Here is a 26,100-nt window from a genome sequence, read left to right on the forward strand (position 1 = left end):
AATGTAAGGTGCTTTAATTTTATTGATAATGGATTGATACTCATTTTCTAATAGAATTCTGCTTTTTAAAAAGGAATATGAATCCCAAAATTATAGATGAAAGAAGGAAAATTTATTATGTCAACTTTATTGTATATTACAGCGCATCCGAACGAGACTGAGGCATCTTATAGCTTGGCGGTAGGAAAGCAATTTCTCGAGGCTTACAGAGCTGCTAATCCGAATGACGAAATCTTACATCTTGATCTATTCAAAATGGATATCCCGCGCCTTGATGCAGACGTATTTAGTGCCTGGGGGAAACTGGGTTCGGGTACAACATTCGAACAATTAACGAATGCAGAGCAATCTAAAATTGGCAGACTCGCCGAGTTGGTGGATCAATTTGTTGCAGCAGATAAATATGTATTCGTAAATCCGACATGGAACTTCTCATTTCCTCCTGTGATGAAAGCTTATGTTGATGCAATTTGTGTTGCAGGAAAGACTTTTAAGTATACAGAAAATGGTCCTATCGGCCTTCTCGAAAGCAAAAAAGCAATTCATATTCAAGCAAGTGGCAGTGTATTATCCCCTGGTTCAGCTTTCGCAGATTTTGAAATTGGTCACCGTCATTTAGAAGTTATTATGAAATTCATTGGAGTACCCAGCTTAGAGACTGTATTTGTGGAAGGTATGGCCGCGGCTCCGGATCAAGCCCGTCAAATTAAAGAGGATGCTATCGTACAAGCTTGGAAGCTGGCAAAAACATTCTAAGTTGAAGGAGTTTATCAAACAATGATCCAATTTATGAAAAAAATATTCGGTTCTTCAAAGGCTAAAGAAAAGAAAGAGAAAGTGTTATATATCACAGCTCATCCCAATAACCAAGATACTTCATATAGCTTGGCGGTAGGGGCCGAATTTATTGAAAGTTATCTTCAATCACATCCTTCTGATGAAGTAGTTCATCTTGATCTCTATAATGCGATTATTCCGGACATTGATTCCGATGTGTTTAATGGATGGAGAAAGCTGGCTGACGGCGTAGACTTAACCCATGCTGAAAAAGCTAAAGTTGAACGTTTGAACGAATTAGTCGAACAGTTTATTGCAGCGGATAAGTATGTATTTGTAAACCCAACATGGAATTTTTCGTATCCTCCAGTGTTAAAGGCATATATTGATGCTATCTGTGTTGCAGGTAAAACTTTTAAGTATGTTCCAGACAAAGGTCCAGTTGGCTTATTAGACCTTAAAAAAGCAGTTCATATCCAAGCAAGCGGAAGTTTGTTGTCACCTGGCTCGGAGATGGAGAGTTTCGAAATGGGGCATCGTCATTTGGATGTCATTATGAAATTCCTAGGCGTTCCAAACTTTGAAGCGATTTTTGTTGAAGGCATGGGAGCAGCTTCTGATCAAACACAAGTGATAAAAGATAAAGCTATCCGTAAAGCTCGTGAATTAGCGAAAACATTTTAAATAGAAAGTGATAACGGCTTCGATTTCATCGGAGCCGTTTTTTTATGCAGAATATCACCCATATAAATTTGCTCATTTTTTCAGCCTCAAGTCTATGCCAATATACGCGTTCAAGGTACTAATCATTTTTTGTTAGGTAATCTATCTTACAGAATGATTACTTTGAAAGAGTTATCATATAAAAGTTAGAAATAGCATTTGCAAGAGATATACTCAAATATTTAAAGAATCATTTAATATTCCACCAATCGATATTATAAAGGAGATGTAGATAATCATGAATGAAGCTATTAAACAAGGTCTTGTTGGATGTTTTATGGGTGCGATTATGAGTTTTCTCATGAACTATTTCGTTTTACCTTTACCTACGACAGTGTTTGGAAATGCATTGGGTAATGCGATGAGTGGTGTATTAAGCGGATTTATGGGTGGTTTCATGGGAATTCTTATGTTTCTTCGAGCCAAAAAAAGAAAAAAATAAAAGTGAGAATTAATTTTGTTTTCATTTATTGTGTGCGTAATAACTAAAAGAGGGTGAATTTCCCTAGCTTAACGGCTAGGGAACCCTCATTTACATTTGGAGAATCTATTGATTTCTTGGTTTCGTGGATTTCATTTTCTGTACTACCTCACTAGTTGGCCAACTCGCACTGGCAATCATTTTAAAATTAGTTTTAGCAACCATGTCCCCATCCATTATTGGAGCGGCAGTTGCATCATAAATCACCGCAACTTCAAATCCTTGCTCAACAAGTTCTCGTAAATGAGATTCAACGCACAAGTTTGCTGCCATTCCTCCAAGAAGAACACGAGTAATTCCTGCTTTTCGTAGTTGTAAGACTAAGTCATTCGATTCGGGACCGTAAATCTTGTGAGGACTTGTAATAACTGCGTTAGTTTCTTTGAGTAGGGGTTTAAAACTTTCAAAAAAATCAGCACCTGAACCCTCGAATCCTTCGAGAGTTAAAGGACCTTTTCTTTGAAACATTTTATTAGCATGCGTCCAATCTTCCATAACTCCTCCAAACAACCATTTCTGGTCATATGGATAATAATAATGCGGAGAAATAAATACTTTATACTTATTTTCTTTTGCTGTTTTTAGAAGCAACTCAATGTTCTCAATGGTGTGATTTTTTGCAATGCTTTCTTTCATTAAATTCCAAGCAACACCCTTGGGGCTGAGATAATCATTTTGCGGATCTGTAAATACTAAAGCAGTTGTGATTGAATCTATCCTCATACCTGCATTTGTTTGTTGAGGTGCTGATTCTGAAGCTATAACAGGCTGTTGAAGTGCATAAAAGCAAAGACTGCTTTGGAACAAAAACAAGAGAAGCCACCGAATTGTTTTACTCATAATTCGCTCCTTTTTCATTTGGAATCATTATATATTTGTATACTATGTACTTATTATTGGGATTTATCCGTTTCTTGTTCATTGAGTGTATTCTAATTAATATCTAATACCGCATAAATAACTAGGTTGGCGGAAAGCTAAAGTATCTGGCCGCCGGCGAAGCGAATTGGATGCGGCGGTCAAATTAATTGGGAAGAGAGTAACCGGCATTCAAGGTGACATCTCTAATCTGAGCGATTTGAACAAGCTCTTTGATGAAGTGAAGCAGGAGAAAGGACACCTGGATTTTCTATTCGCAAACGCTGGCCTTGGCAGTATTCTGCCTCTGGGTCATATTACGGAAGAGCAGTACCATCTGACTTTCGATGTTAATGTGAAGGGAACCTTGTTTACCATCCAAAAAGCACTGCCGCTGTTTCCAAACAGTACAGGCTCGATCATCTTGACAGGTTCAACAGCGGGCACGATCGGCGATGCAGGATTTAGCGTCTACGGAGGATCCAAGGCAGCTCTTCGTCAGATGGCGAGGAACTGGATCATGGACTTGAAAGGCACCGGAATACGGTTAAATGTTCTGAGTCCTGGTATGATCCACTCGCCTGCTTATGACGATTTGTTTGGCGAAGCGCTGGATCAAGTCTTTGCTTCCGCCAAGGATAACGTTCCGATGAGACGTGTAGGAAAGACGGACGAGATCGCGAGTGCCGTCATGTTTCTGGCCTCGGAGGAAAGCAGCTATGTAAACGGCATCGAACTTTTCGTTGACGGCGGCATGGCTCAAATCTGATTAAATCATTAAAGCGTGCATCCGAACCTCATGATTAAATTCAAATCAGGCAGAGGAGTTTATTTCTTTGCCTGGTTTTTATTATTGGGATGTTCAACCTCCCCCTATAATTTGAAATAAGGAATAAGGAGTCGATGATAAATGATAACCGTGTGTACGGCAGATTCTAGAAACTCATTTGACCTTGGTTGGCTAAGAGGATGTCATAGTTTTTCGTTCGGGAATGATTTCGATGAAGGAAATTCGTCTTTTGGACCCATGCGCGTCTTGAATGATGATATCATTTCACCTAAGCGTGGGTTTGGGCCACATCCTCATAGCGACATGGAGATATTATCAATAGTTCTTAAGGGGAACTTCGGCACGAGGACAGCCTAGGAAATGTGAGGACTACGAATTTTGGCAGTATACAACGCATGTCTGCCGGTACTGGGGTAGTGCATATGGAACATAATCCATCTAAAACCGACTATGTATCCTTCCTTCAATTATGGTTCGAGCCTGAACAATGAGGTCTAACTCCGTCCTATGAGGCGACGAGTTTTGAAGTTGAAGTGCTCTCAGGGCGTTTATTGCCGATCGCATCCAGCAATGCAATGGAAAACACAGTCGCTAAATTACACCAAGAGATGACGGTTTATTTAAGTAAGCTGAAAGCAGGCTCGACAATAACGTTCAAACAAGAACAAGGAGAAGAGTATTTTTGTTCGTAATCGAGGGACGAATATTGCGGTTTTATTGGAGTTACCGGAGACTTCGGGTAAAGTAAACACTAGTAAAGCGTATAAAGCGCCGCTGCGATCGCTATAATGGATTTTGTATGACTTGAGAGGAAACCCAAAACGGTCAATCGTTAAAAAATCGAGAGTTTCACGAGGTGCAAGTAAGTGTATCCAATAATAATGTCGTGGGATGTCCCTGCGATGCTAGTGATGTTCATGCTTGGTTTAATCGCTTCGACATTTGGTGCAATTGTGGGTTTAGGCGGTGGGGTTGTAATCGTGCCCGCGTTGCTCCTGCTCGGCCCATCCATGCTTAGCAAGAACATAGACACGTCGCTGGCAGTTGGTGTATCGCTCGGTGCGCTCGTGTTTACATCGTTTACATCGACGCTAACGTTTGTGAAGGAGGGCAAAGTCGACCTTCGCAGTGCGCTATTCTTTTCGCTCTCGAGCGGTCCATTATCAGTATTAGGTGCTAGCCTGACCTCACTGTTCGATCCAGTAATATTCCGGCGAGCCTTCGGATATTTCATGCTTTTCATGGTCATTTTAATTCTGTTTCGAAAACGAATCAAACCTTATAAAGGTAACTGGCGCTATGTGCGGAAATACACAGATGCCGCTGGTGTGGAGCAAGAATACGGTTATAACGTGTTACCGGCACTGTTAATTGGTGGGGCTGTCGGCTTGATTGCCGGATTGCTCGGCATTGGTGGTGGTATTTTACTTATTCCCACCATGCTACTTTTGTTCCGCTTCCCGCCGCATATGGCTACGGCTACCTCGATGGCCGTTATCTTCGTCTCGGCATTGTTCGGCAGCGGCATGCATCTGATCCGCGGTGAATGGGATTGGCTGCTTGTATTGTCTCTGGCCCCAGGAGCGCTGCTTGGTGGCTGGATCGGGGCACGCATCTCTCGACGAATCAGCAGCGTGCTGCTGATTCGCATCATGTGCGGCACCTTGCTGCTGTTCGCGGTGAGGATGATCATAACATAGCTCAGCGAATGAGCCCAGGTATTAATACCCAGGGTATTTTCAATAGAAGTGGTCTTGCATCGTGTTGCCATAAAAAACAATCCCCCCCAGTTCATGTTGAGTTCCTTGTGAACTCAGCATGAACTGGAGGGGATTTTATTAAATATTTAAGAGCTTAATTCCTTTGCTTCAAGAAAAATGCTTGCCTACAGTAATCGTAGTTCCCCACTCAGCTGTTGGTGTGTAGAAGCTAAGCTCTCTTCTCAATAAAAACTCTGCTGCCTTAGTATAAGGACCCTGACGGTAAGCCTTCGATTCCTCTTCTGCCAGCCAAGTTTCTTTCGAACAGTTCCAAATTTCGTAAAATACAATTTCATCCGGATTGTCGACATTCTCATGAACAATTCCATTTACAAATGTCGGTTCTTTTGACATTATATCAAACAATGGCTTTAGATTATCAAAAAAAGCTTGTTTGTCTGAGTTCGGCTTTAATTGAAAGCGTGCAATAATTACGCTTTGTTCTATTGCGTTCATAATAAATAATTACTCCTTTAGACTTCATTTTTGTTTGTTTCCCGGGAATACTTCAGATTATATCGGGAACCTTACGAATGGTCTGTATGCTAAATTACAAATCAGCTTTGGCAAAGTCCACAACTTCCGTTTTACACTAGTGGGCTTTTTAAATCCGAATGTGAAACTTGCAAACAACAGCTTCCTATCTTAGAAGAGCTAGCCGATGAAGTAAGACATCAGGCAACACTTGTTCAAGTTGATATTGAACAAGAAGGAGAACTTGCCTCAGCATATGGCATAATGAACACTCCGACTTTCATGCTATTTAAGGACGGATACCAAGTAGAAACAATACTCGGCTTTCAAAATAAAGAAAATCTGAAGCAGACCATCCTCCGCTATTCAGGAATTGGAGATACGTGCTGATTTCATTCTTCAATGGTTTTGATGGAGAACCTGTTCGATATACTGAACAGGTTTTTGTGTTTTTACACTGTCTCAGCGGCGAATCATATTCCATATTAAGGACATACTGGGGGATAAGAAGGGGAGAATGGTAAATGGAATCATTGCATGCATCAGCCAGCATAAATTTGAAAGAGCTAAAGCGCCTTTATACCGGAAACGAATTGTTCACGTTCCAAAATATAGGTAACTCAGATGCCAACGATGAAGCCGTGGTCATCTATTTGAATCCGCTCGTAGATGAAAAGCGATTAAACCAATTAATCATTCGGAAAATGAATATGGATTTACGGGAAAACAGTGGGCCCGTTGGAGAAGTCATATTGGATTCGTTACATACACTGGGTGATGTCACCATTCTCGTAGAAATCGAAGAAATCATAAACCATATCGCAGATGCCAATTTCGTATTAATCATCGATGGGCATGTTGAGGCTTACGCCATGAAATTACCGGGCTTCGAAACGCGAGCGATAGACGAACCGCAGGTTGAACTTAACATTCGTGGCCCGCGCGAAGCCTTCACTGAGGACTTACAAAAAAACTTGGGTATGGTGTTGCGGCGGATAAAGTCGCCGCAATTGAAAGCGAAATCGTTTGTGATCGGGAAAGACAGCCAAACGAAAGTGATGCTTCTCTATCTTGCCGACAGAACCGATTCCCAAGTGTTGAACGAGCTCAGACAACGGATGGATGCCATTCAATTAGACGTGCTATCGGACAGCATGCAGATTGAAGAGTGGATCCAAGACAGCACGTTTTCGCCATTCCCGCAATTACTGAATACGGAAAGACCTGATCGGGTCGTCACGGCGATGAATAGGGGCAAGATTGTCATTATGACGGATGGTACGCCGAATGCCCTTATTGCCCCGAGCACGTTTTTTGAAATGCTTCATCCCAGCGAGGACCAATTTGAACGGTTTTACTTTGCTAATTTTTTACGTATTATTCGACTTATCACTTTGATTGTTTCATTAATCGGTCCTTCATTCTATATAGCATTGACTACGTTCCATCTTGAGATGATTCCGACGCCTTTGTTAATGACGTTTCTATCTGCAAAGGCGGGGATTCCATTTCCTACCTTCATTGAGGCTTTGATCATGGAGGTCGCTTTCGAAGTGCTGCGGGAAGCGAGTATGCGTCTTCCTCGCATTATGGGACAATCCGTCAGTATCGTAGGAGCGCTAATCATCGGGGAAGCGGCCGTTCAATCCGGGATAGTTTCTCGTCCAATGGTAATTGTCGTTGCGATGACGGGAATTGCTTCCTTTACAATCCCTTACTACAGTACGGCTATCGCACTTCGCTTGTTGCGTTTCCCGTTAATGTTCCTGACGGCACTTACTGGGATGTTCGGATTATCCATAGGAATGTTTATTGTCATTTTCCACGTTTGCTCCCTACGGTTTTGTGGCGTTCTGTATCTTGATCCGATCGGTTCAGAAGGTTATAAGAATTCAATAAAAAAAATCTTTTTGCCCCCAGTCAGATACAGAGCAAGATTGAAACGCGAAAGGAGTGAACTCGATGTACCCAATAGACAAACTCACTATTCTCACGCGAAGGAATGGGATTAGTCTAAAAAGAGGGGTAAGCTTTTTTTTAGCTGCACTATGCTTGCTTTCGATAACAGGTTGCTCGACAGACGTAAACGAAATCAGCGATATTGCTTTGGTTACAGCAGCTGCAATCGATTACGATGTCGAAACGAATAAATATTCGTTTAGCGCCTTTTGCGTCATGCCCTCAAATACAAGCCAGGAAAAGACTTCGGCACTTACCCAATGGGTTTCAAGCGCTACAGGTAAAACGCCATTAGATGCTGCAAGAAAAATGCGTTCACAAGTCGGAAAGAATTTAATCTTCCAGCATAATAAATTTTTTATAATCAGCGAGAGCGCGGCAAAACATTCTCTTTTTGAGGTGATGGACTACCTGTCGAGGAAAAGAGAATTTCGGCTTACGGCATATCCAATCATCGCGCCAGGGCAAGCTTCCGATAAACTTAAGCTCGGTACAGAGTCCGGTGATTTGTTATCCAACGACTTGCTGGGTCAAGTCCGTAATAATAAGCTGTCCGGTCAAGATGTAGCGTTAACGATTAAAGATTTTATGGATTTATTCGAGAATCCTACTCGGGGGTTCGTGGCAGCCAGAATAAAGATAAAATCATCAGAGACAAATAAAAAAGAGTTTCTCATTGTGACCGGGGGGGCAGTTATATACAAACAGAAATTTGCAGGGTGGGTGGAGGGTAACGACGTATTGATTCTTAATTCATTATCGAAAAGGAAAGTATGGAAAGATATTGAATTCAATGATGTCATTCATTCGAAGAACGGTTCGGTATTTTCAGCATTATTCCATGAAAAAGATTTGGAAATCCATGGCGATATTCAGAATGGAAGACCCCAAATGAGTGTGTATCTGAAATACACTGCTTCTGTGGAGGATTTGAACAAAGATTCCGATGTCGGTGATTCGAGTGTTATTTCACAAATGGAGCAAGCGGCCTCCAGTCATTTGGAGAAGAAAATAAAAAAGAGTTTGGCGTTTTTTCAAAAAAAATTGAAAATAGATGTTCTTGGATTCTCCGATTATTACAGTCAGTATCACTCGATAGCATGGAAAACAATGCAAAAGGATTGGGAGACTCTTTACCCCATGATTCCGATTCAAGTTCACGTCACCGTTCTGTTTGAAAAATCCGGCATGACTACATTCATAAAGGAGGAGTCGTAAATGTTTAATATAGCTATTTTTGTTGGCTCCCTTTGTTATGGCGTTGTATATTTTGTCCTGTTGCGTAAACGAGGAAAGATATCCGATGCTGTAATTATGTTATTTCTTTGCGGTTTCATTGCGGGTTATAACGCTCCATACATCGGGAAAAGGTGGCCAACGGTCGAAAAGCTGTACAACGGCTTATATACTCCGCTCTTCCGGTACATCTTCAATCATCTATTGAGTGTTAATAAGTGAAAAGGTGGGTCAAATGATTGTGAAGGAGAAAATAACTCATCTTCAATTAGGGTTCTTACTATTCGGATTTATCGCCGGTTTCGAAAGCATGTTTTTAACCGAATCCAAGCTGATGAAACAGGATGTATGGATCGCGAACCTTTTCAATACTGCAGCCGGGATCGCGTTGCTCTGGATTATTTCGTTTGTTCAACGTCAGTTCCCGAACCTTAATTTGACCGAGATTTGCGACAAGTTGCTGGGAAGATGGTTCAGCAAAGTGCTGCTCTGTGTATATCTGCTCAATAACTTGGAAACCGTATCGGGAGGTTTCAGGGCGGTATCCATGTTTTATACCACGGTAATTTTGCCAAATACGAATTCGGATTATCTAATATTTTTGTATGCGGCTTGTTCAACCTATGCTGTGTACATCGGCCTCGGCACTATTGCGCGTACAAACCTGGTCATCTTACCGTTCTTTTTGCTCGGTTTTCTTGTCACGTGCTTGTTTATCATTCCGGAAATCCAAACCAATCCTTTTCTACCTCAACTCAAGAGTTCGTTGCCGAATAGGGTGGTCGGAAGCATGCATTTGTTTACCTTTACCTTCTCGCAAGTGATTACGTTTGGATTTCTCATGTCGCGCGTTGAAAATATTAAGAAAATTTTCTCTTCCTGCACAATCGCAATATTGATGACAAGTATTTATTTAATTATGATTTCCTATCTGACTTTAAGCTCTCTGGGATTTAACTATGTGCAGACTTCGACGTATCCGTTCTTTGCGACGATTCAAATGGTAAAGTTCGGAGAGTATCTAGAGCGGATTGAAGTTCTATTGGTGGGTCTATGGACGGTCCTTACCTTGGTCTATATGGTGGTCATGCAATATGTGTTTACGCTTGTGGCTGGCCATGTTTTCGGTATTTCAAAGATGAAACCTTTTGTGGTAGCGATGGGGCTCCTATGCTTCGTACATACTTCAAAAAGCTTTATTCGCACTGCAGATCACTTTACGTACGGCATAAAGATTTATCCGCTTTCCTCATTACTGCCCTGTATTGCCTTTCCGGTCTTGTTACTGGTTATGACTTTGATTAAGAGGAGAAGAGAAGTGAAGTCCTTATGATGGGGATAATGTAATGTACCTTACAGCTAACCATGCGGTTTGGACCTCTGTCAAGAAAGTGGATACAAGCTTAGACTTTTTTCTCTTATCAAACTGAGCTGCGAACCGAGCGGGAGACATGTAGCCTAACGAGCCGTGGATCCGCTTGTGGTTGTAAAAGAACTCAATATACCGGTAAATCTCTTCATAGGCTTGCTGCTGTGGAAGGATTCGATGCAGGCGTTGTCATAGCAATTTCCTTTTCGACTCATACTGGCAATCATTACGTATGTCTTTAGCTGGTTTCGGTACTCTTCAGAGGTATACTGGGATCCACGATCTGAATGGTGAAGTAGCTCAGCTTTGGGTTGTTTGTTTACGTAGGCCTCGTCCAAGGCATTCAAAACAAGCGCCGTTGTCATACGGTCGCCAAGTCGCCAACCAACAATTTCGCGCGTACAGAGATCGAACTACAGGCACGAAATTTTCTACGCTAAAATTATAGTTTATAAATAACGAGTACTAGTTGATCAGGCTCTTCTTCAAATCATAGCATCGGACTCTCCACACAATCATAATCACTCCAATCCCCAGAAGCATGATACCACTCCAGGCGATCTGTTTAAGTCCTAAATCAGTGATGAACAACCCCCCAATAAACGTACCGAGTGTGATTCCTAAATTACTAAATGAGACAAATAAACCATTGGAAAACTGAGGCGCATCGGTTGCGATGGATGTAATCCATAATTGAGAAAAGTTCAGGCCGATGGTGGTGATAATACCCCAAAGCAGGACAAGCACGATCATTGGAATCGAGTAACAGCCAAAGAAATCAATCATCAAGTAGATGAAACCGAAAACAAAGGGGAAAATCAGGGCGGTTCTTATTGTATTTTTACTAAACAGATATCCAGCTACGCCGGACATAATTAAAGTGGAGGCGATTAGGTGGCTCTTTTTTACAAGAATTTTCGTTGTCCCATCTGAAGGAGGTAGCCAAGCAGTGATGTTAGATAAACGCTCATATTTGTCGAAAATGAGCATATTTGACGTATTGACCCCTGATGAATTGACGGAGCTTGATCATATTTCGCTCATGACCCATTTTAATGCTATCCCAAAAGGAAGCCTAATACAGACGCCTGAAACCGCTAAAGATAGACTGTTTTTTCTTAAAGAATGTAAATTGCGAGTATATCGCACGAATTTGGAAGGGAAGCAATTTACAATAGTGATTCTAGGCAAAGGCAATGTCTTCGGCGAGATCGACACATTCTCTTTTGGGACGAAAGGGCTTTATATCGAAACCATGGAGGAAACGTTAATATGTTCGGTGTCCAAACAAGATTTTGAAGATTTCTTAGCGGCACGTCCTCTGCTTGCCATGAAAATGTTAACGGAATTGATATTATCCACATGATCATAAATGTGAGTTCGTCAGCGTTGGCGAACAAATGATGCATAATTTGAAAAAGTTTAATGTCGACGGACCTCAAAAAGAGTACCGAATTCTTCACAAGCTGATTTTTATGAAGCATTTAAACCTTATATCGAAGACGAGGAGAATGTCGTTACAAGTCCCCACAAAATCTTCGGACCTGAATCGAATGATCTTGTTCTGCATCTGCGTAAACGTGGAATTAGTAAAGTAATGATCTCAGGCATGAATTCGAACATTTGTGTGGATGCCCATATGCGTGAGCTCGTGGAGCAAGGATTTGAGGTCGCCGTAATTCACGATGCTACCGCGGCACCAGGTATGGAAGCTTATAATGCGGGCAAAGTGAATTTCGGCTTATTATGTAGCGAGTCATGGACGACAGTCGAAGCTGTAGAGCATATGTAATCTAAAAACTAAAGAATTATGTACTGTATATAGAGTGACTACAAAATAGCGAATGAACGGGAGATTATCATTACTCGTTCGTCTAGGTATCCACTCAAAGCGGTACAGAAAGCGGGAGACGAATCGGTCAGTAGATTATTGGAGCATCCCTAATACAAAATTTGCAAAATTCATTCCGAATAAGATCCGGAAGTATTGAATTCTTGTTGCCATGATCATCTGCGTTTCCACTGTCATGGAGAAAATAAATCTTAGGCGAAGTTAATATTAGCAAATAGATTCAGCTTTTGTTCCATAATTTATCCACTTTTAAAGAAAGAATAGTAGCTCGACTTGCTCCTTTTCAAATTGACCTAGGAAGGAACGGACTGTTCGAGGTAAGAATGCAGATCATTAAATGGGTTATCCAATATTTCACATGAAAATGTGAAAACCGCGATATACAAGGCTTTAGCTTACTCATTAATACAATAATTACTTATAAGTTACTATATAACAAATAAGTGGGTACTTTTACTATTGTTACTTTTAATTCATAAAGTCGTTTGTAAGATGTTCTTAACATATTATAAGGGGCGCAAAAACACCGGGGTACGAAGATTTTTCAATAATATGATTGGGGGAGTAAATAATGAATAAAAGTGAATTATCTAAACAACAGAAATTTTTGATATTTAGTTTGTTTTTATTAACCTTTGTATTGGGGACCAGTGAATTTGCCATTGTAGGATTATTAAATGAGATTGCAACCGATCTTCATAGTACAATTGCAGCAGTTGGAACATTAGTATCTGGGTTTGCAGTCGCTTTTGCCATCGGTACACCAATATTAACTTCGCTATTGAGCCGCTTTAATAAATATCCCCTAATGTTAATGTTGATATCTTTCTTTATTATTGCCAATGTCCTTAGTGCATTATCCTACAATTATGAAGTATTATTTTTATCTCGAATTCTTACAGCAATTGCTGAAGGTGTCTTGGTTGCATATGCGCTAAATATTGGAACAAATGATAAGATTCCAAATGAAAAGAAGGGATTCGCCCTCTCCATGATATTCTCAGGATTCACCTTTTCTAGCGTCATTGGAGTTCCCTTAGGCACATATATTGGACAAGTATACGGATGGCATATGACATTCTGGACTACATCAGTATTAGGTGTTATTACACTTGTTATTTCTATGAGCATCATTCCAAGAAATATAGTTGGAGTGGAAAGCTCTATTAAAAATCAAATTGGTCTATTTATTCATCCGCAATTTATTTTGGCCTTCTTCATTCCAACATTGAGTATTGCGGCAACATTTATTGTGTACACGTATCTAACAGCGATTATAAATGAAGTATTGTCCATTCCATTAGAATACGTTAGCTTGGTCCTTCTGATATATGGTATTTTTTCAGTTATTAGTAATATGATCGGTGGGAAAATAGCGTCAAAAAATGGAGTAAGTAAGCTGAGATACATTTTTATATTCCAAGCTTTAATTCTCGCATCCTTGTATTTAACAGCTTTTTCAATTTATTCTGCGATGATTAGTATCTTATTGATGTCATTGGTTGTTTTTGTCCAAGGATCTACAAGTCAAATTTATTTTGTTGAGTTAGCAGAGAAGCATTTTCCAGCAGCAAGGGATTTAGCTGCATCATTGACCCCTGTATCCATAAATTTTGGTATTGCTATCGGATCTGCTATTGGTGGTTTGGTTGTTACTAACATGGGACTAATTCATGTCTCATGGGTAGGAGGAATCTTTGCCTTAGCTGCTTCATTTGTAACCTTCTTGAGCTTTCGTTTGAATCAGAAAGTGAAGGCGAAAAAATCATGATTGGGGACATATTATAGAGTATAAGGAGCTATTGAGTATGAAAATTTATTATTGTGACATTGAAGTGGCGATGCAAATACTCGGGGGAAAATGGAAAACACAAATTTTGTATCATTTGACGAAAACACCGAAACGAACGAGTGAATTAAAGCGACTAGTTCAAGGTATTACTCAAAAAATGCTCATCCAAACACTTCGAGAATTAGAGACAGATAGAATTATTACTCGGACGATTTACCAACAAGTCCCTCCTAGAGTCGAATATTCTGTAACAGAACTCGGACAATCACTTGAGCCTGCATTGAGATTGCTTTGCCAATGGGGGCAAAATTATGTTGAAGAAACCTTTGCTAAAGGTGAGGTCCAAATTTTGAATTTAGATAAGAATTAAGATGGTAGTACAACTTAGTAACAAAATGAACGGGTGTTCCAGCCTAGATTTAGTTCTCACGGCTAGCAAAGGAACTATTAGCAGTGTGCCAAGAAAGCTCATATATAAGTTGTCACCGCGATTTCCCGTAAACACAGTAGTGCTGTGAAAGCCTGAATTTAAACAGTCCTGTAAACACCAAAACCAGTGTTCACAGGACTGTCATTTTAAGTGTTAAAAGGTCAACAATTATGAATACCCATAAAATGAATTGAATCAATATTCCAATAGATATATTTGAAACTAAGATTAACATTATTCTACGGATAGAATTTGATACTCATCCTCAGAGAATGTTTTTTCTGCATAATCGCCCCCCCAGGAGCAAAGTGCTCTTAGCATAGGCTCGAGCGACTGACCAAGTTCAGTAGTTGAATATTCAACTTTAGGAGGTACTTGTTTATACGTCTCCCTGCGAATAAGACCGTCAGTTTCTAATTCACGAAGTGTTTGAATTAGCATTTTTTGAGAAATGCTTTGAATAAGTTTTTTTAACTCGCTTGTTCGCTTTGGACCTTTTATCAAATGGTACAAAATAAGCCCCTTCCACTTACCTCCAATAACGTCCAACGAAATCTCTAAGTCGCAATAATATGTTTTCATATTTGATATAACACCTTCCCATTTTAATTGTAACTCTTTGGTTACTATGTAACAAAAAAAGTGTGTACTTTTCATATTACTTCATATGATTCATAATATCATTTAGTATGTTAACCAACTGAAAAGAAAATAACCATGACAAAACCGATATTAGTGCTTATTCTTATGTAAATTTGATAAACGATCGCAATGATTAACGATTGCAATTAAATACTTGAAACTTGGCTTCTTAATCTTATTCTGTTCTTAAAAGAGAAATCTTCAGTTTTTGCGAAATGGAAATTTGATTCAAATGTATACCTTTTTCTTTGTTGTTGAAATTTTCGAATCCACATATTAGCGAGAAGTCCAGCTAGCATTTGCAAAACAGGCCACCAGATTGAATCTGGTGGCCATTATCATTTTTTTCAGTTGCCATGATTAATACTGCAATAACTGTTAGTATTTTATGAAGACGGTGCATCAATGAATAAAGTTAGGGAAATGATTTTACCATCTTCAACGAGAATAAAATCTTGACCAGTGATCTTGCTTGGTTCTTCGGGTGGTCCGTAAAACCAGTTAAATCTCACTTGACCATGGTGCTCGTCTATAGATTTAGGAATTATAGTGAATTTAAAACCAGGGTTTTTAGCTTGTACCTCATCGATCAGCCCCATGAGAGCATCATGTCCAACAATTACATCTTCAAAAAATGGATCATACACCCGACAGTACTCAGAATACACCTCAGAGATTGCGATTCTTCTTTTCTTGGGATCGATCTCGCTCCAAACATTATCGATGTGTTTGTGTATTAGATCATTGATTGTGGTCGCCATTCGTTATATCTCCCATTGCTCAATATTTACACTACAGCATTTTGGCAGTCATTATTGCTAATTTTATTAATATTTTAACGAGTCGTGCTAGTCAGCTTGCTGCCCCATTCCCCGACAGGTTCAAGCCAACTTATTATTCTATCCTCAATGAGGCTTGAAAGTGCACCTTCATACTCACTACGGTAAGGCTTCGGAAGTTCTTCTTGTATCCAGTTTTCTCTAGTACCTTGCCAAATCTCATAAATAACAAGATCATTGGGATTATCTAGATCATCAGATACGATTGCATTTACGAAAGTAGGCTCATTTCTAAAGTTGTTAATCATTGAAAACAAACTGTCACGAAATGATTCTTTTTTCCCTGGTTTTATTTTAAAACGAATATTGAGAATAATTTGATTTGTATTAGTGGACATAATCGCCCGCTCCTTATATTTTAAATAATTTAATGTTTTCGTGGCCACAAGAGTCATTATGGACCAAAAGTATTAATGCGAGAAGTACAGACTTTTTGGTTACATAGTAACTAAAAAGTAATATTTGAGGCAAAATAATGCAAAATCACAAATGGAAAATGTTGCGGCAATTAAGCAAAATGAAGTTAAATAAAGTTTTGTATGTGTTCTAATAACATTATTATTAGAAATTATAATCTGGAGTATACTTAGTTTTTTAAATGAAAAATACCAGAACATGTTTTGGTTATATTATCATTAATCCTAATCTGTATACAGCAAGTACTTTTTCTGCATAATTACCCCCCATACTCAAAACGCTTTCAACATAGGCTCAAGCGATTTATGTCTTCCATTTACCTCCAATTACATCCAAAGAAATCTCTAAATCTCAATAGTAAGTTTTCATGTTAATAACAACTGCTAATAAACAATTATTACTTTTTAGTTACTATGTAACAAAAAGGTGTGTTCTTTCCAAAAAAGTTATTTTGATTCATAATAGCATTTGTTCGCGAACAAATATAGAATACGAAAATTATATTATTTTTTATTATCAAGCAACCACTAGGAGTGATTAACATGTCAACCGTACTGTACGTAACAGCACATCCTTTAAATGAGAGTGTATCCCACAGCTTGTCTGTAGGAAATGAATTTATTCAAGCATATCGTGAAGCGAATCCAAAAGATGAAGTCATTCATCTGGATTTATATAAAATGGATATTCCACAAATTGATGCAGATGTCCTAAATGGATGGGGACTATTAAGAAGTGGTGCTTCCTTCGATCAATTAAGTACAGAATCAAAAATGAAAGTCTCACGCTTAAATGAATTAGTTGATCAATTTCTGGAAGCAGATAAAATTGTCGTCGCTAATCCAGTCTGGAATTTTTTGTTTCCTCCTGTATTAAAAACATACATTGACGCAATATGCATAGCAGGGAAAACATTTAAATTCTCTGATGAAGGAAAACTTATAGGTTTAGCATCTGACAAAAAGCTGCTGCATATTCAAGCATCCGGTAGCGTCCTCTCGGAAGGGCCGTTCTCATCCTTCGAATTTAGTCATCGCTATCTGACAGCAATTGCGGCATTCATTGGTATTCCTTCAGTTGAAGTCATTTATATAGAGGGTGTAGGTGCATCAGCTAACAGAGTACCTGAAATTAAAGAAAAAGCACTCGAACAAGCACTAAAACTAGCCAAAATCTTCTAGAAGCAGGTGATACTATGATTGAAGTGTTTCCAGCATCATCACGGCATCGTGCTGACTTAGGGTGGTTAACTAGCAACTTAAGTTTTTCGTTTGCGGATTATTATGATCCAAAAACAGTGTCGTTCGGCCCTATGCGAGTTTTAAATGATGACTTTGTAGTAAGTGGAAGCGGGTTTGGTATGCACCCTCACCGGAATATGGAAATCGTATCTATTGTTCTGGAAGGGGAATTGCAGCATCAAGACAGCACCGGGCATACAGCTGTGACCACATTTGGCGGTGTGCAGCGTATGACTGCGGGAACAGGAATCATTCATTCTGAGATGAATCCGGGAGAAGATACTGTAAATTTCCTTCAAATGTGGTTTGACCCGGAGGAAAATAACTTAACACCTTCATATCAAACAACTCAATACGATCCTTCGCTCATGAAAAACATACTATTACCGGTTGTTTCTAAAAATTCATCGACCAATGTATCGCATATTCATCAAGATCTCACGATTTATTTATCTGATCTTGAAGCAGGCGAGGTATTGAATTATGAGCAAGCAGAAGGACGGCGTATTTTTGTCTTTATTATTGAAGGTTCATTATGGTTAAATGAAAAAGAACTTCTTAATAAAAGAGATTCCGCCAGAATAACGAGTACATCAGCACTGCAACTTATTGCTGCCGATCATACAAGGTTCATGCTAGTTGATTTACCTTAATTAAAACTACTCATGGAAAGTGTATGTTTCTTTCCAAGAACTGAACTAAACTTCCAGTACCTAGTTGAGTTTACTTAAAATCATATGTAGGTATTACAATCGAGGGCCGGAGGCAAAACTGCTTTACGGCCCTTGCGATTGTAGCATACCAACCCGGGAACCACTATTACTGATTACTTATATAAGAGTATCCTATAGGAGGGATTTACAATGATTTCAGTATATAATCAACGGTTTAGAGAAGAAGTTATTAATTTAATACTTCATGTTCAAAACGTTGAAAACGACCTGAATATTACGCTCGAAGAACAACCGGATTTATTAGATATTGAAGCTCACTACTTAAATATTGGGGGACAATTTTGGGTTGCTCTAGACAATAAGGAAAAAGTCATTGGCTCAATAGGGTTATTGAATCTTTCCAATGAGATTTCCGTTTTAAAGAAGTTTTTTGTATATGAACACTATCGAGGTAAAGAACATTCTATTGGGCAAAAACTGTTTAATGTACTTACAGAATACGCTAAAGCGCAGGGAACTAAAACAATTTTGCTGGATACTCCTTCTATAGCAAAGAGATCACATAGCTTTTATGAGAAAAATGGATTTATTCAAATTAACAAGGATGAATTGCCAATTCAATACGATTATCCTGATAGAAAATCTTTATTATACCGACTCGATCTTGCCTAGTCTGACAATACAAGTAAGCAATCTTGTTTAACCCTTTTATAAGTGCCAAAGTTGTTAAGAGATATTGGTATTGGCTTGCCTAACGGTCGGATGCTGAAATCAGAACACTTTGACTATTTTAGTTTCTTCACAACAAATCGTTTTGTTATTTACATTACAGAATTCATAAATCATTCATATTATTATTAATTCAGGACAGTTACTTGAAGTATTAACTTATTTCAGCAGCAAAGAAGCAATTAGGGTATGTATTATATTGAACCAAGTATAACAAATTAAGGATGCAGTGTTTTTTATACAGTATAAATTTTGTAAATTAATTGGGTTTACAATTAGTGATCAAACAAGGAGGCAGTTATGATACAAGTTTTTCCTTCAGAAACGCGTTATCAAGTAAATAATGGTTGGCTCAACAGTAAATTGAGTTTCTCCTTCGGTGAGTACTTTGATCCTTCCAACACGGCATTTAGTGTTATGCGAGTATGTAATGATGATGAAGTCGCTCCAGGTAAAGGTTTTGGCGCCCACCCTCACAGTGATATGGAAATTGTTACAATAGTTCTGCAAGGAGCAGTCAGACATGAGGATAATCTTGGTAATACAGAGATTACATCAGTTGGTGAAGTGCAGAGAATGAGCGGAGGATCAGGAATTGTACATGCTGAATTCAATGCATCACATACTGAATCAACTAGATTTCTGCAGCTTTGGTTTATGCCTAATCAACTTGGACTAAAACCATCTTACGAAACCAGTAAATATAATTATGATAAAATGCAAGACAAGTTACTTCCCGTTGTAACTTCAGAAGGGTTAGATAATACTGCGAAAATCCATCAAGATCTATCGATTTATCTGAGTCGAATAGGGAAAGAAAAATCAATTTCTTTTGAGCGAGAAGATCGGAGAGTATTCCTATTCATGATTGAGGGTAATGCTTCAGTGAATGAGGCTACGCTTCAATCTGGAGATACTGCTCGGATTGAAGCAATTTCGGAATTGAAAATAAAAGCTAACGAAGACACATTTTTGATGCTTATCGACTTACCATAAAAATCAGATAAAGCGGGGATGGAAATGCGAGAAGAACTGGTATTAAAGCATGCGGTAGGTGGCCGTACATTTATCCAAACAGGAAAAAAACCTCTAGATTACACGATAACGCAAGAGGGTTCTAACTGGAAAATTTCGGTCCATCTGACACCCGAAATCGATATCCAAGAGATATTAAAATGGAAACAAGAGCTGAATCTGTTTTTGTTTCAGGAATTTGAAGATCAACCTACGAATAAGATATGGTTTTATATTAAAAACGGCCCTGTACTATATAATGAGCAAATCCAATTGTTAACTATAGTTGCTGAATCAAAAATCGAATATATACCATCCAATTATTCAGTTTAACAAAGGCGTAAAAGTGGAAAAAAGGAGCCATTATTGGCTCCTTTTAATACCTGAAGGAGTGGAATTCTTTAGTTGTGTGTTAATTTCATTTTCTTAATAGCCTCAATCTTTGGCCAGCTCGCACTTGCAATCAATACTGAAATTCGCTTTAGCGATTACATCCCCATTCAGATCATTAATTCTTGTAGAGAATTAAGATATTCATTTTGAGGATTTATGTTCTGACTTTCAAAGATTTATTCAGAAGTTACAATTTTCAACTTAGTATAGACAGTTGTATAACACATATTTGGATAATTTACTAAGCAGGAGTGAAATCGTTTAAAATAAAAAGTTCTTTGGAGTTAAGGCATACCAGACTGGTTTGGAGGGAAAATAGGAGAGACGAATTGATTGTTTAATTCTACGGGAGCAGAAACCCTTGATGGAAAAGAAAGATCTCGCCACCGTAAAATAGATTACAGATCAAAGTCAAGGTTCGAGATAGAATATGAGTATACAATGAAAGGAGAAACAAACAAAATGGACACTTTGACATTAACAAAAGACACGTTTCGCGGGCAAATAGAACATGGTATTACGCTTGTTGATTTCTATGCAACTTGGTGTGGACCTTGTCAGCGTCAACTGCCTATCGTAGAAGAACTTGCAAGTGAAATGAAACATTCGGCTTCCGTTGCGAAAATAAATATTGATGAAGAGTCGGAAATCGCTACGACATATGGAGTAAAAAGTATTCCAACTTTGATGATATTTAAAGATGGCTATCTCTTAGAGACTATGGTTGGCTTGCAAAGCAAAAGCTTTCTACGTGAGAAATTAAATCTGTATTTGTCTATTGGTGATACTTGTTAATTTCTTAAAGTAGAAGAATATCTGTTTGATAAAGAGAGGATTATATGGAAAATGCAATTGTGATTGGAACAGGACCTGCCGGATTAACAGCAGCTATTTATCTAGCCCGCGCTAATTTGGAGCCGCTAGTTATTGAGGGACCTGAACCAGGAGGTCAGCTTACAACTACCACTGAGGTTGAAAATTTCCCAGGGTTTCCTGATGGAATTATGGGACCAGAGTTGATGGATAATATGCGCAAGCAAGCTGAAAGGTTCGGCGCAAAGTTTCGTACAGGCTGGGTTAATAGCGTCGATTTATCGAAACGCCCTTTTAAACTGTTTCTTGAAGGCGGTGAAGAATTAGTAGCTAAAACTCTTATTCTTTCAACCGGTGCGTCTGCGAAGTATCTAGGTATTCCTGGTGAAAAGGAAAATGTTGGTCGTGGTGTTAGCACATGTGCCACATGTGATGGATTTTTCTTCCGTGGCAAAAAAATTATTGTTGTCGGTGGGGGAGACTCAGCGATGGAAGAAGCTCATTTTTTAACAAAGTTTGCTTCTGAAGTACGCATTGTGAATCGCCGAGAAGAGCTTCGTGCCTCAAAAATCATGCAGGACCGTGCTCGTCAAAATAATAAGATTACGTGGAGCTTAAATAAAACACCACTGGAAGTCGTAGAAGGTAATAGTGAAGTAACGGGCCTAAAAGTCCGTAACAATTCGACTGGCAAGGAAGAAATCATCGATACGGATGGCATTTTTGTCACCATCGGGCATACTCCCAATACAAAGTTCTTAAATGGACAATTGGAAACAGACGAGGTCGGTTATTTGAAAGTTAAACCAGGAACCTCTGAAACTAATGTCTTGGGAGTGTTCGCTTGCGGAGATGTAAAGGATAATAAGTATCGTCAAGCTATTACAGCAGCGGGTAGTGGAGCTATGGCAGCTATAGATGTTGAAAAATTTTTAGAACAAATCGAAAATCACTAATTTTATAAATAAACGGGAGTGATCAAAATGGAACGCATTCAATCTCAAGAACAATTTCAAGCGAAAATTACTGATGAAGGTTATACTGTCATGAAATTTGATGCAACTTGGTGCCCAGATTGCAAGAACATGGATCGTTTTATCGGCGATGTTATTAAAGATTATCCGGATAAGAAGTTTTTTGCGGTAGATTCTGAACAATTTGAGGAGTTTGCAGATAAGTATGAAGTTAAAGGTATTCCAAGTTTGCTTGTGTTTAAGAATGGCGAGAAAATAGCTCATCTTCATAGTAAATTTGCGAAAACTCCAGCCCAAATTCGTGAATATTTAGATACTATTAAAGCTTAAACAAGTCTAGCAGATGAAATGCACCCCTGAGAATGGACATCGGAATAACCCAGGTTATATCGATGGAAATTCTAGTGGTGCATTTTTTAGCTTATAAAAAATAGAAGACTGAAGAAACTATATTCTGAATCATTTTTTACATATGAAAGAAGATTAAAGCTACCGAAAGATGAGAGAACACATCAAGGCACTAACTCATGGTGTACCACGATATGGGTATTAGTTGCCTTATTTTTCAAGCAAAAGATCCTCTTCTGCCTTGAGTTGGTCCACATATATTTTTGACCTGCCAGTACGAATGATCCCTTGTTTCACGAGCTCGTTCAGTGAGCTTGTGACGGATTCACGAGTTGCGCCAATCATATTTGCAATTTCTTGATGCGTTAGCTTAAAATCAATACGCTTGAAGGATTCTTCAGTTACGCCAAATTGAACGGACAATTTAAGCAATAAAAAAATAATACGATCTCTAACGTTTCCAAGCGCGAGTTTCTCCAATAACTCGGTCGTTTCCTGAAGTTTTGCGCTGATTTCTTTTAAAAAACGTAAAGCGAGTTGAGGTCGTTTCAACAGAAAGCTTTCAAAGTGTGTTTTTAGAACAGAACAAAGTAATGTTTCTTCTAATGTTTCAATATAAAGGCCGCGTGTGCCGAGAGAAAAAGCATCAATTTCACCAAACATATTGCCAGGACCGAGGATACCTGCTGTAAACTGTTTACCATCAGGGCTCAACTTATACATACGAAGCTTTCCAGTTTTAATGAAAAATAAACCATCCCTATTCATTTCAGGTGACTGAACTATTGTCCCCTTTGGGATAGAATTAAAATGAGTCATGGGAGCCATCTGATCAATTTCGATTAAATCTTCTGGAGGCAATGCCTCAAATATACGAATTTTTGATAAGTACCAAAGTTTGTCATGCATTGGTTCTCATTAGCACCTCCTTGATTTTATCTCGATCAAAATAATGAAAAGCGGAATCTTCAATCAATATAAACGGTGTTGCGATTCCGCCTAAACGAAGCATTTCTTGAAAATGTTCCTTATTTACTTCCACGTCAAACTGCTTGTAGGCGATGCCTTGTTCTTCGAAAAAACTTATCGCTTCCTTACATGATGCGCAATGTCCACTTGAGTAAACGATAACCTCCATATAGTGTACCTCCAATACAGACAGATAAGCCATCGGTTAGATGGCTTATCTGCTTAAAGTCGAAATTATAAAGTTATAATTTGATAGCCGTCAGCAACCAACTTAGCAACACTGAAATGGCCTTCTGCTTCCGCTAACGTATTGATACCTGCTGCTTGAATATCTTGAGTGACACCGAATGCATCTGCACAAGAACCGCATGCTCCTGCGAGGATGCCAGTGGCTTTCACAGCTTTATACAGAGGATTAAACATATGCGAAGGATCTTCCATTGTTTTTACCCAGACTGTCCCTTGGCCATCAAAATAAACTTTAACTTCAATTTTTGCTTCATGCAGTTCTTGTGCATACAAGAGTGCATGCAGTGCTCTACCCATTTCATTTTCTGTTGCGTGAACAATAATAGCTACTTTTGTCATTTTAAAAAGCAACTCCTTTTTATTATTTTGCAATATCTATACTGGCATACGGATACTAATAAATTTGCTTTTGAAATTATATTGCTTGTTATTCCTCCCTTGTCGATTGACTTAAGAGCATCATACCTCGAAGGAAGTTACTCTTCTGTAATCTTTTTTACAGAGCCAATGCTCGGTAATGCTACACAAAGGGATTAGTGTTTGAAGTGTCACCAATAATCCTCGACTAGGCCTCTAGTTACTCTCACATATTTCGTGTTTATAACCCATTACCTGAATTATTCCTATCAGGTTTCGCAATTGGTTCGCCAGTTGATAGGATCTGTGATTGATAAAGTAGTAAACGAGGAGGGAACGGCAGAGAGTAACAACAAGCTTAACATCCTGAGGGTTTTCTATGCAGGTTCTGTAGTAATGAATGAAGATGTCAGCTGCAATAGTATTTGATTTGTAACGACATAAAACATACTTTTACTTCTCTTGGATAACAATAAAATATCTGTCCAATGTTTATTTGATTTGAGTGAAAGGTGAGAACAAAATTGCGGCATTTTATCGGGGATATATATGATTACAATCACATATTTGACGCTTGGATCATTAGGATTTAATTATATTTAATTATATTACGACGTCAACTTTCCCATTTTTACAACGATTCAATTGGGAGTTTAGGGAATATTTGGTAATATTTTAAATCGTTCTTATCGGAATATGAACAGTCCTTGTCTGGACTTTTGATCATTTTACATATGGATCTAAAATTTACCCTTTTTCAATTTTGCTTCCTTGCATTGATTTTTCCAATCTTATTAGCATTATTAGCAGTGTTAAAACGAAGGCAAAAAGATACTTTTTAAGCTTAATACAAATTACACCTAATCCTTAGCCTATACATTAATGCTAAATGAACCATTATCGTATTAGACATTTAATTGAGGAGCTGTTAGGTAGTGGACATGATCAAACCATGGAGGCTGTCAAAATTTAGATTATTCGAGTTGTTACCACAAGAGGATCTAGAGAAAGTTGATGAAATGGCGCCAATTACAAACATAAGTGTTTTTCCTAAAAATACTTTAATACAAACGCCAGATATTAAAAATAAAGGATTGTTTATTGTTATAAATGGAATGTTTCGATTGTATAAAACAAATTCGGTTGGCAAGCAATATACTGTAGGTATTCTAGGGGCAGGTAGTTTGTATGGTGAGATCAATATGTTGTCGTTCGGGACAAATGGAAACTATATGGAAACCTTGTGTGAGACGACCGTCTGTTATATACAACAAGATCAATTTGAGCAATTATTAAATGAGCGTCCAGAACTTGCTTTTAAATTGTTAGAGGAACTCAGCAATCGATTGCTTGATCGTGATGAAGTGCTGGAAAGATTAGTGTTAAGCGATCTTCGTGGCAAGGTGCTTTTTTTTCTAACTAAACTATCTAAGAAGTTCGGTATAGAAGAAAATGAGTATCAAAAAATAGATATGCCGATTACCCATCAGGAATTGGCAAACATGATTGGTGCCTCAAGAGAATCAGTTTCTTTGGTCTTACAGGAGCTGTCCAATGAAGGAATTATAATAACAGGAAGAAAGAGCATCATGGTTCAACTAGAGAAGGCGAAAGAACGTCTAAAAACTAACCACAAATGACTTTAAATGGGATATCAAACTAACCGAGATTCCTAAGCTATATGCCTTCTAATCCTATTCTGTTCATAATTAACATTTTTGTTACACTGCAAAACATTGATGCATATAGTCGGAAAATAACCATAAATAGATTTAAAAGAAAACTTCTTTGTAATCTTCCTCACTGAATAATTACTGAGAAAGAGTTACTATAAAGAAGTTCGATCGGAGTAGAAAGGGGGATTAATCGTAAAAATTTACAAAAACTCGTTTAATACAATATCGAGACAGATCTTTGAAAATCATCCTATGCTTAGGTAT

General features: G+C 38.5%; 30 protein-coding genes and 4 pseudogenes. 23 read left to right on the top strand and 11 right to left on the bottom strand.

The window, feature by feature from the left end; translation table 11 throughout:
- Positions 1–117 precede the first annotated feature (117 nt).
- The 3 genes from O9139_RS16670 to O9139_RS16680 all read left to right on the top strand — a co-directional run bounded on the left by O9139_RS16670 (position 118) and on the right by O9139_RS16680 (position 1,942).
- The gene (locus O9139_RS16670; protein WP_270880605.1) at positions 118–756 is read left to right on the top strand and encodes an FMN-dependent NADH-azoreductase; all 639 of its coding nucleotides are present in this window, start codon (positions 118–120) and stop codon (positions 754–756) included.
- Positions 757–777: 21 nt separating this feature from the next.
- Complete coding sequence (locus O9139_RS16675) at positions 778–1,461, top strand: FMN-dependent NADH-azoreductase (RefSeq protein WP_270880606.1); 684 nt, start codon at positions 778–780, stop codon at positions 1,459–1,461.
- Between the two features lie 277 nt (positions 1,462–1,738).
- The gene (locus O9139_RS16680) at positions 1,739–1,942 is read left to right on the top strand and encodes a hypothetical protein (protein ID WP_270880607.1); all 204 of its coding nucleotides are present in this window, start codon (positions 1,739–1,741) and stop codon (positions 1,940–1,942) included.
- 105 nt (positions 1,943–2,047) lie between these two features.
- Here the strand turns inward: O9139_RS16680 and O9139_RS16685 are convergent, their stop codons facing one another.
- Positions 2,048–2,821 carry a cysteine hydrolase gene (locus O9139_RS16685; protein ID WP_270880608.1) on the bottom strand — a complete coding sequence of 258 codons (774 nt, stop codon included), beginning with the start codon at positions 2,819–2,821 and terminating at the stop codon, positions 2,048–2,050.
- A 142-nt stretch (positions 2,822–2,963) separates the two neighbouring features.
- Between O9139_RS16685 and O9139_RS16690 the strand changes: the two are divergent.
- The 3 genes and pseudogenes from O9139_RS16690 to O9139_RS16700 all read left to right on the top strand — a co-directional run.
- Positions 2,964–3,608: pseudogene (locus O9139_RS16690) on the top strand (SDR family NAD(P)-dependent oxidoreductase); the annotation flags it as partial.
- A 141-nt stretch (positions 3,609–3,749) separates the two neighbouring features.
- Positions 3,750–4,120: pseudogene (locus O9139_RS16695) on the top strand (pirin family protein).
- A gap of 411 nt (positions 4,121–4,531) precedes the next feature.
- A complete protein-coding gene (locus O9139_RS16700) occupies positions 4,532–5,329 on the top strand; it encodes a sulfite exporter TauE/SafE family protein (RefSeq protein WP_270880609.1) in 798 nt (265 codons plus the stop codon).
- Between the two features lie 168 nt (positions 5,330–5,497).
- On the opposite strand, the gene O9139_RS16705 is transcribed toward O9139_RS16700, so the two are convergent.
- Positions 5,498–5,845, bottom strand: a complete 348-nt coding sequence (locus tag O9139_RS16705; protein ID WP_270880610.1) for a putative quinol monooxygenase — start codon at positions 5,843–5,845, stop codon at positions 5,498–5,500.
- Positions 5,846–5,938: 93 nt separating this feature from the next.
- On the opposite strand from O9139_RS16705, the gene O9139_RS16710 reads away from it, so the two are divergent.
- From O9139_RS16710 to O9139_RS16725, 4 genes are all read left to right on the top strand, one after another.
- Positions 5,939–6,253, top strand: coding sequence for a thioredoxin family protein (locus O9139_RS16710; RefSeq protein WP_377526701.1), 315 nt, complete (start codon positions 5,939–5,941; stop codon positions 6,251–6,253).
- A gap of 134 nt (positions 6,254–6,387) precedes the next feature.
- A complete protein-coding gene (locus O9139_RS16715; RefSeq protein WP_270880611.1) occupies positions 6,388–7,875 on the top strand; it encodes a spore germination protein in 1,488 nt (495 codons plus the stop codon).
- Entirely contained in the window at positions 7,826–9,040 is a 1,215-nt protein-coding gene (locus O9139_RS16720; protein WP_270880612.1) for a Ger(x)C family spore germination protein, read from the top strand. The genes O9139_RS16715 and O9139_RS16720 overlap by 50 nt, the downstream gene beginning before the upstream one ends.
- Positions 9,041–9,299: 259 nt before the next feature.
- Complete coding sequence (locus tag O9139_RS16725) at positions 9,300–10,391, top strand: GerAB/ArcD/ProY family transporter (RefSeq protein WP_270880613.1); 1,092 nt, start codon at positions 9,300–9,302, stop codon at positions 10,389–10,391.
- Here the strand turns inward: O9139_RS16725 and O9139_RS33345 are convergent.
- The 3 genes and pseudogenes from O9139_RS33345 to O9139_RS16730 form a co-directional block, all read right to left on the bottom strand.
- Positions 10,386–10,610: an IS3 family transposase gene (locus O9139_RS33345; RefSeq protein WP_408638367.1), complete on the bottom strand. Its 225-nt coding sequence runs from the start codon at positions 10,608–10,610 to the stop codon at positions 10,386–10,388. The genes O9139_RS16725 and O9139_RS33345 overlap by 6 nt on opposite strands.
- Positions 10,517–10,825 (bottom strand): annotated as a pseudogene (locus tag O9139_RS33350) (DDE-type integrase/transposase/recombinase); the annotation flags it as partial. The gene O9139_RS33345 and the pseudogene O9139_RS33350, both read right to left, overlap by 94 nt.
- Positions 10,826–10,892: 67 nt before the next feature.
- Positions 10,893–11,417 carry an MFS transporter gene (locus O9139_RS16730; RefSeq protein WP_270880614.1) on the bottom strand — a complete coding sequence of 175 codons (525 nt, stop codon included), beginning with the start codon at positions 11,415–11,417 and terminating at the stop codon, positions 10,893–10,895.
- On the opposite strand from O9139_RS16730, the gene O9139_RS16735 reads away from it, so the two are divergent.
- The 4 genes and pseudogenes from O9139_RS16735 (at position 11,380) to O9139_RS16750 (ending at position 14,441) form a co-directional block, all read left to right on the top strand.
- Positions 11,380–11,793 (top strand): Crp/Fnr family transcriptional regulator, encoded by a 414-nt coding sequence (locus tag O9139_RS16735; RefSeq protein ID WP_270880615.1) that lies wholly within the window; start codon positions 11,380–11,382, stop codon positions 11,791–11,793. The two genes, O9139_RS16730 and O9139_RS16735, sit on opposite strands and share 38 nt — an antisense overlap.
- Before the next feature lie 90 nt (positions 11,794–11,883).
- Positions 11,884–12,219 (top strand): annotated as a pseudogene (locus tag O9139_RS16740) (isochorismatase family protein); the annotation flags it as partial.
- 631 nt (positions 12,220–12,850) lie between these two features.
- Positions 12,851–14,050, top strand: coding sequence for an MFS transporter (locus tag O9139_RS16745; protein ID WP_270880616.1), 1,200 nt, complete (start codon positions 12,851–12,853; stop codon positions 14,048–14,050).
- 37 nt (positions 14,051–14,087) lie between these two features.
- The gene (locus tag O9139_RS16750) at positions 14,088–14,441 is read left to right on the top strand and encodes a winged helix-turn-helix transcriptional regulator (protein WP_270880617.1); all 354 of its coding nucleotides are present in this window, start codon (positions 14,088–14,090) and stop codon (positions 14,439–14,441) included.
- 294 nt (positions 14,442–14,735) lie between these two features.
- On the opposite strand, the gene O9139_RS16755 is transcribed toward O9139_RS16750, so the two are convergent.
- The 3 genes from O9139_RS16755 to O9139_RS16765 form a co-directional block, all read right to left on the bottom strand.
- Positions 14,736–15,083, bottom strand: a complete 348-nt coding sequence (locus O9139_RS16755) for a winged helix-turn-helix transcriptional regulator (RefSeq protein WP_270880618.1) — start codon at positions 15,081–15,083, stop codon at positions 14,736–14,738.
- 446 nt (positions 15,084–15,529) lie between these two features.
- Positions 15,530–15,904, bottom strand: coding sequence for a nuclear transport factor 2 family protein (locus O9139_RS16760; RefSeq protein ID WP_270880619.1), 375 nt, complete (start codon positions 15,902–15,904; stop codon positions 15,530–15,532).
- Between the two features lie 74 nt (positions 15,905–15,978).
- On the bottom strand, positions 15,979–16,320 hold the full coding sequence (locus O9139_RS16765) for a putative quinol monooxygenase (RefSeq protein ID WP_270880620.1): 342 nt from the start codon (positions 16,318–16,320) through the stop codon (positions 15,979–15,981).
- Positions 16,321–16,941: 621 nt separating this feature from the next.
- Here O9139_RS16765 and O9139_RS16770 point away from each other — a divergent pair.
- From O9139_RS16770 to O9139_RS16805, 8 genes are all read left to right on the top strand, one after another.
- Positions 16,942–17,580, top strand: coding sequence for an FMN-dependent NADH-azoreductase (locus tag O9139_RS16770; RefSeq protein WP_270880621.1), 639 nt, complete (start codon positions 16,942–16,944; stop codon positions 17,578–17,580).
- A 14-nt stretch (positions 17,581–17,594) separates the two neighbouring features.
- Complete coding sequence (locus tag O9139_RS16775) at positions 17,595–18,293, top strand: pirin family protein (protein WP_270880622.1); 699 nt, start codon at positions 17,595–17,597, stop codon at positions 18,291–18,293.
- Between the two features lie 210 nt (positions 18,294–18,503).
- The gene (locus O9139_RS16780) at positions 18,504–18,986 is read left to right on the top strand and encodes a GNAT family N-acetyltransferase (protein ID WP_270880623.1); all 483 of its coding nucleotides are present in this window, start codon (positions 18,504–18,506) and stop codon (positions 18,984–18,986) included.
- A gap of 357 nt (positions 18,987–19,343) precedes the next feature.
- Positions 19,344–20,039, top strand: coding sequence for a pirin family protein (locus tag O9139_RS16785; protein WP_270880624.1), 696 nt, complete (start codon positions 19,344–19,346; stop codon positions 20,037–20,039).
- 24 nt (positions 20,040–20,063) lie between these two features.
- Entirely contained in the window at positions 20,064–20,390 is a 327-nt protein-coding gene (locus O9139_RS16790; RefSeq protein ID WP_270880625.1) for a hypothetical protein, read from the top strand.
- A gap of 393 nt (positions 20,391–20,783) precedes the next feature.
- Positions 20,784–21,245, top strand: coding sequence for a thioredoxin (gene trxA, locus O9139_RS16795; RefSeq protein ID WP_333742727.1), 462 nt, complete (start codon positions 20,784–20,786; stop codon positions 21,243–21,245).
- 44 nt (positions 21,246–21,289) lie between these two features.
- Entirely contained in the window at positions 21,290–22,219 is a 930-nt protein-coding gene (gene trxB, locus O9139_RS16800) for a thioredoxin-disulfide reductase (RefSeq protein WP_270880626.1), read from the top strand.
- A gap of 27 nt (positions 22,220–22,246) precedes the next feature.
- The gene (locus tag O9139_RS16805) at positions 22,247–22,567 is read left to right on the top strand and encodes a thioredoxin family protein (protein ID WP_270880627.1); all 321 of its coding nucleotides are present in this window, start codon (positions 22,247–22,249) and stop codon (positions 22,565–22,567) included.
- Between the two features lie 228 nt (positions 22,568–22,795).
- On the opposite strand, the gene O9139_RS16810 is transcribed toward O9139_RS16805, so the two are convergent.
- From O9139_RS16810 to O9139_RS16820, 3 genes are all read right to left on the bottom strand, one after another.
- The gene (locus O9139_RS16810) at positions 22,796–23,494 is read right to left on the bottom strand and encodes a Crp/Fnr family transcriptional regulator (RefSeq protein WP_270880628.1); all 699 of its coding nucleotides are present in this window, start codon (positions 23,492–23,494) and stop codon (positions 22,796–22,798) included.
- Positions 23,487–23,723, bottom strand: coding sequence for a glutaredoxin family protein (locus O9139_RS16815; protein ID WP_270880629.1), 237 nt, complete (start codon positions 23,721–23,723; stop codon positions 23,487–23,489). Before O9139_RS16815 ends, O9139_RS16810 begins: the two co-directional genes overlap by 8 nt.
- A 65-nt stretch (positions 23,724–23,788) precedes the next feature.
- Positions 23,789–24,142, bottom strand: a complete 354-nt coding sequence (locus O9139_RS16820) for a DsrE family protein (RefSeq protein WP_270880630.1) — start codon at positions 24,140–24,142, stop codon at positions 23,789–23,791.
- A 959-nt stretch (positions 24,143–25,101) separates the two neighbouring features.
- Here O9139_RS16820 and O9139_RS16825 point away from each other — a divergent pair.
- The gene (locus O9139_RS16825) at positions 25,102–25,800 is read left to right on the top strand and encodes a Crp/Fnr family transcriptional regulator (RefSeq protein WP_270880680.1); all 699 of its coding nucleotides are present in this window, start codon (positions 25,102–25,104) and stop codon (positions 25,798–25,800) included.
- Positions 25,801–26,100: the final 300 nt, after the last annotated feature.

The sequence above is a fragment of the Paenibacillus aestuarii genome (assembly GCF_027789125.1).
In the GTDB taxonomy this organism is placed as follows: Bacteria; Bacillota; Bacilli; order Paenibacillales; family NBRC-103111; genus Paenibacillus_E; species Paenibacillus_E aestuarii.

Bases quoted from the DNA above. Each gene is read 5' to 3' on its own strand.
- O9139_RS16745 (WP_270880616.1), top strand. From the start codon at position 12,851: ATGAATAAAAGTGAATTATCTAAACAACAGAAATTTTTGATATTTAGT.
- O9139_RS16675 (WP_270880606.1), top strand. From the start codon at position 778: ATGATCCAATTTATGAAAAAAATATTCGGTTCTTCAAAGGCTAAAGAA.
- O9139_RS16820 (WP_270880630.1), bottom strand. From the start codon at position 24,142: ATGACAAAAGTAGCTATTATTGTTCACGCAACAGAAAATGAAATGGGT.
- O9139_RS16670 (WP_270880605.1), top strand. From the start codon at position 118: ATGTCAACTTTATTGTATATTACAGCGCATCCGAACGAGACTGAGGCA.
- O9139_RS16715 (WP_270880611.1), top strand. From the start codon at position 6,388: ATGGAATCATTGCATGCATCAGCCAGCATAAATTTGAAAGAGCTAAAG.
- O9139_RS16680 (WP_270880607.1), top strand. From the start codon at position 1,739: ATGAATGAAGCTATTAAACAAGGTCTTGTTGGATGTTTTATGGGTGCG.
- O9139_RS16685 (WP_270880608.1), bottom strand. From the start codon at position 2,821: ATGAGTAAAACAATTCGGTGGCTTCTCTTGTTTTTGTTCCAAAGCAGT.
- O9139_RS16785 (WP_270880624.1), top strand. From the start codon at position 19,344: ATGATACAAGTTTTTCCTTCAGAAACGCGTTATCAAGTAAATAATGGT.
- O9139_RS16815 (WP_270880629.1), bottom strand. From the start codon at position 23,723: ATGGAGGTTATCGTTTACTCAAGTGGACATTGCGCATCATGTAAGGAA.
- O9139_RS16755 (WP_270880618.1), bottom strand. From the start codon at position 15,083: ATGAAAACATATTATTGCGACTTAGAGATTTCGTTGGACGTTATTGGA.
- O9139_RS16750 (WP_270880617.1), top strand. From the start codon at position 14,088: ATGAAAATTTATTATTGTGACATTGAAGTGGCGATGCAAATACTCGGG.
- O9139_RS16760 (WP_270880619.1), bottom strand. From the start codon at position 15,904: ATGGCGACCACAATCAATGATCTAATACACAAACACATCGATAATGTT.
- O9139_RS16720 (WP_270880612.1), top strand. From the start codon at position 7,826: ATGTACCCAATAGACAAACTCACTATTCTCACGCGAAGGAATGGGATT.
- O9139_RS16705 (WP_270880610.1), bottom strand. From the start codon at position 5,845: ATGAACGCAATAGAACAAAGCGTAATTATTGCACGCTTTCAATTAAAG.
- trxB (WP_270880626.1), top strand. From the start codon at position 21,290: ATGGAAAATGCAATTGTGATTGGAACAGGACCTGCCGGATTAACAGCA.
- O9139_RS16780 (WP_270880623.1), top strand. From the start codon at position 18,504: ATGATTTCAGTATATAATCAACGGTTTAGAGAAGAAGTTATTAATTTA.
- O9139_RS16700 (WP_270880609.1), top strand. From the start codon at position 4,532: ATGCTAGTGATGTTCATGCTTGGTTTAATCGCTTCGACATTTGGTGCA.
- O9139_RS16790 (WP_270880625.1), top strand. From the start codon at position 20,064: ATGCGAGAAGAACTGGTATTAAAGCATGCGGTAGGTGGCCGTACATTT.
- O9139_RS16825 (WP_270880680.1), top strand. From the start codon at position 25,102: ATGATCAAACCATGGAGGCTGTCAAAATTTAGATTATTCGAGTTGTTA.
- O9139_RS16805 (WP_270880627.1), top strand. From the start codon at position 22,247: ATGGAACGCATTCAATCTCAAGAACAATTTCAAGCGAAAATTACTGAT.
- O9139_RS16775 (WP_270880622.1), top strand. From the start codon at position 17,595: ATGATTGAAGTGTTTCCAGCATCATCACGGCATCGTGCTGACTTAGGG.
- O9139_RS16730 (WP_270880614.1), bottom strand. From the start codon at position 11,417: ATGCTCATTTTCGACAAATATGAGCGTTTATCTAACATCACTGCTTGG.
- O9139_RS16735 (WP_270880615.1), top strand. From the start codon at position 11,380: ATGTTAGATAAACGCTCATATTTGTCGAAAATGAGCATATTTGACGTA.
- O9139_RS16765 (WP_270880620.1), bottom strand. From the start codon at position 16,320: ATGTCCACTAATACAAATCAAATTATTCTCAATATTCGTTTTAAAATA.
- O9139_RS16770 (WP_270880621.1), top strand. From the start codon at position 16,942: ATGTCAACCGTACTGTACGTAACAGCACATCCTTTAAATGAGAGTGTA.
- O9139_RS16810 (WP_270880628.1), bottom strand. From the start codon at position 23,494: ATGCATGACAAACTTTGGTACTTATCAAAAATTCGTATATTTGAGGCA.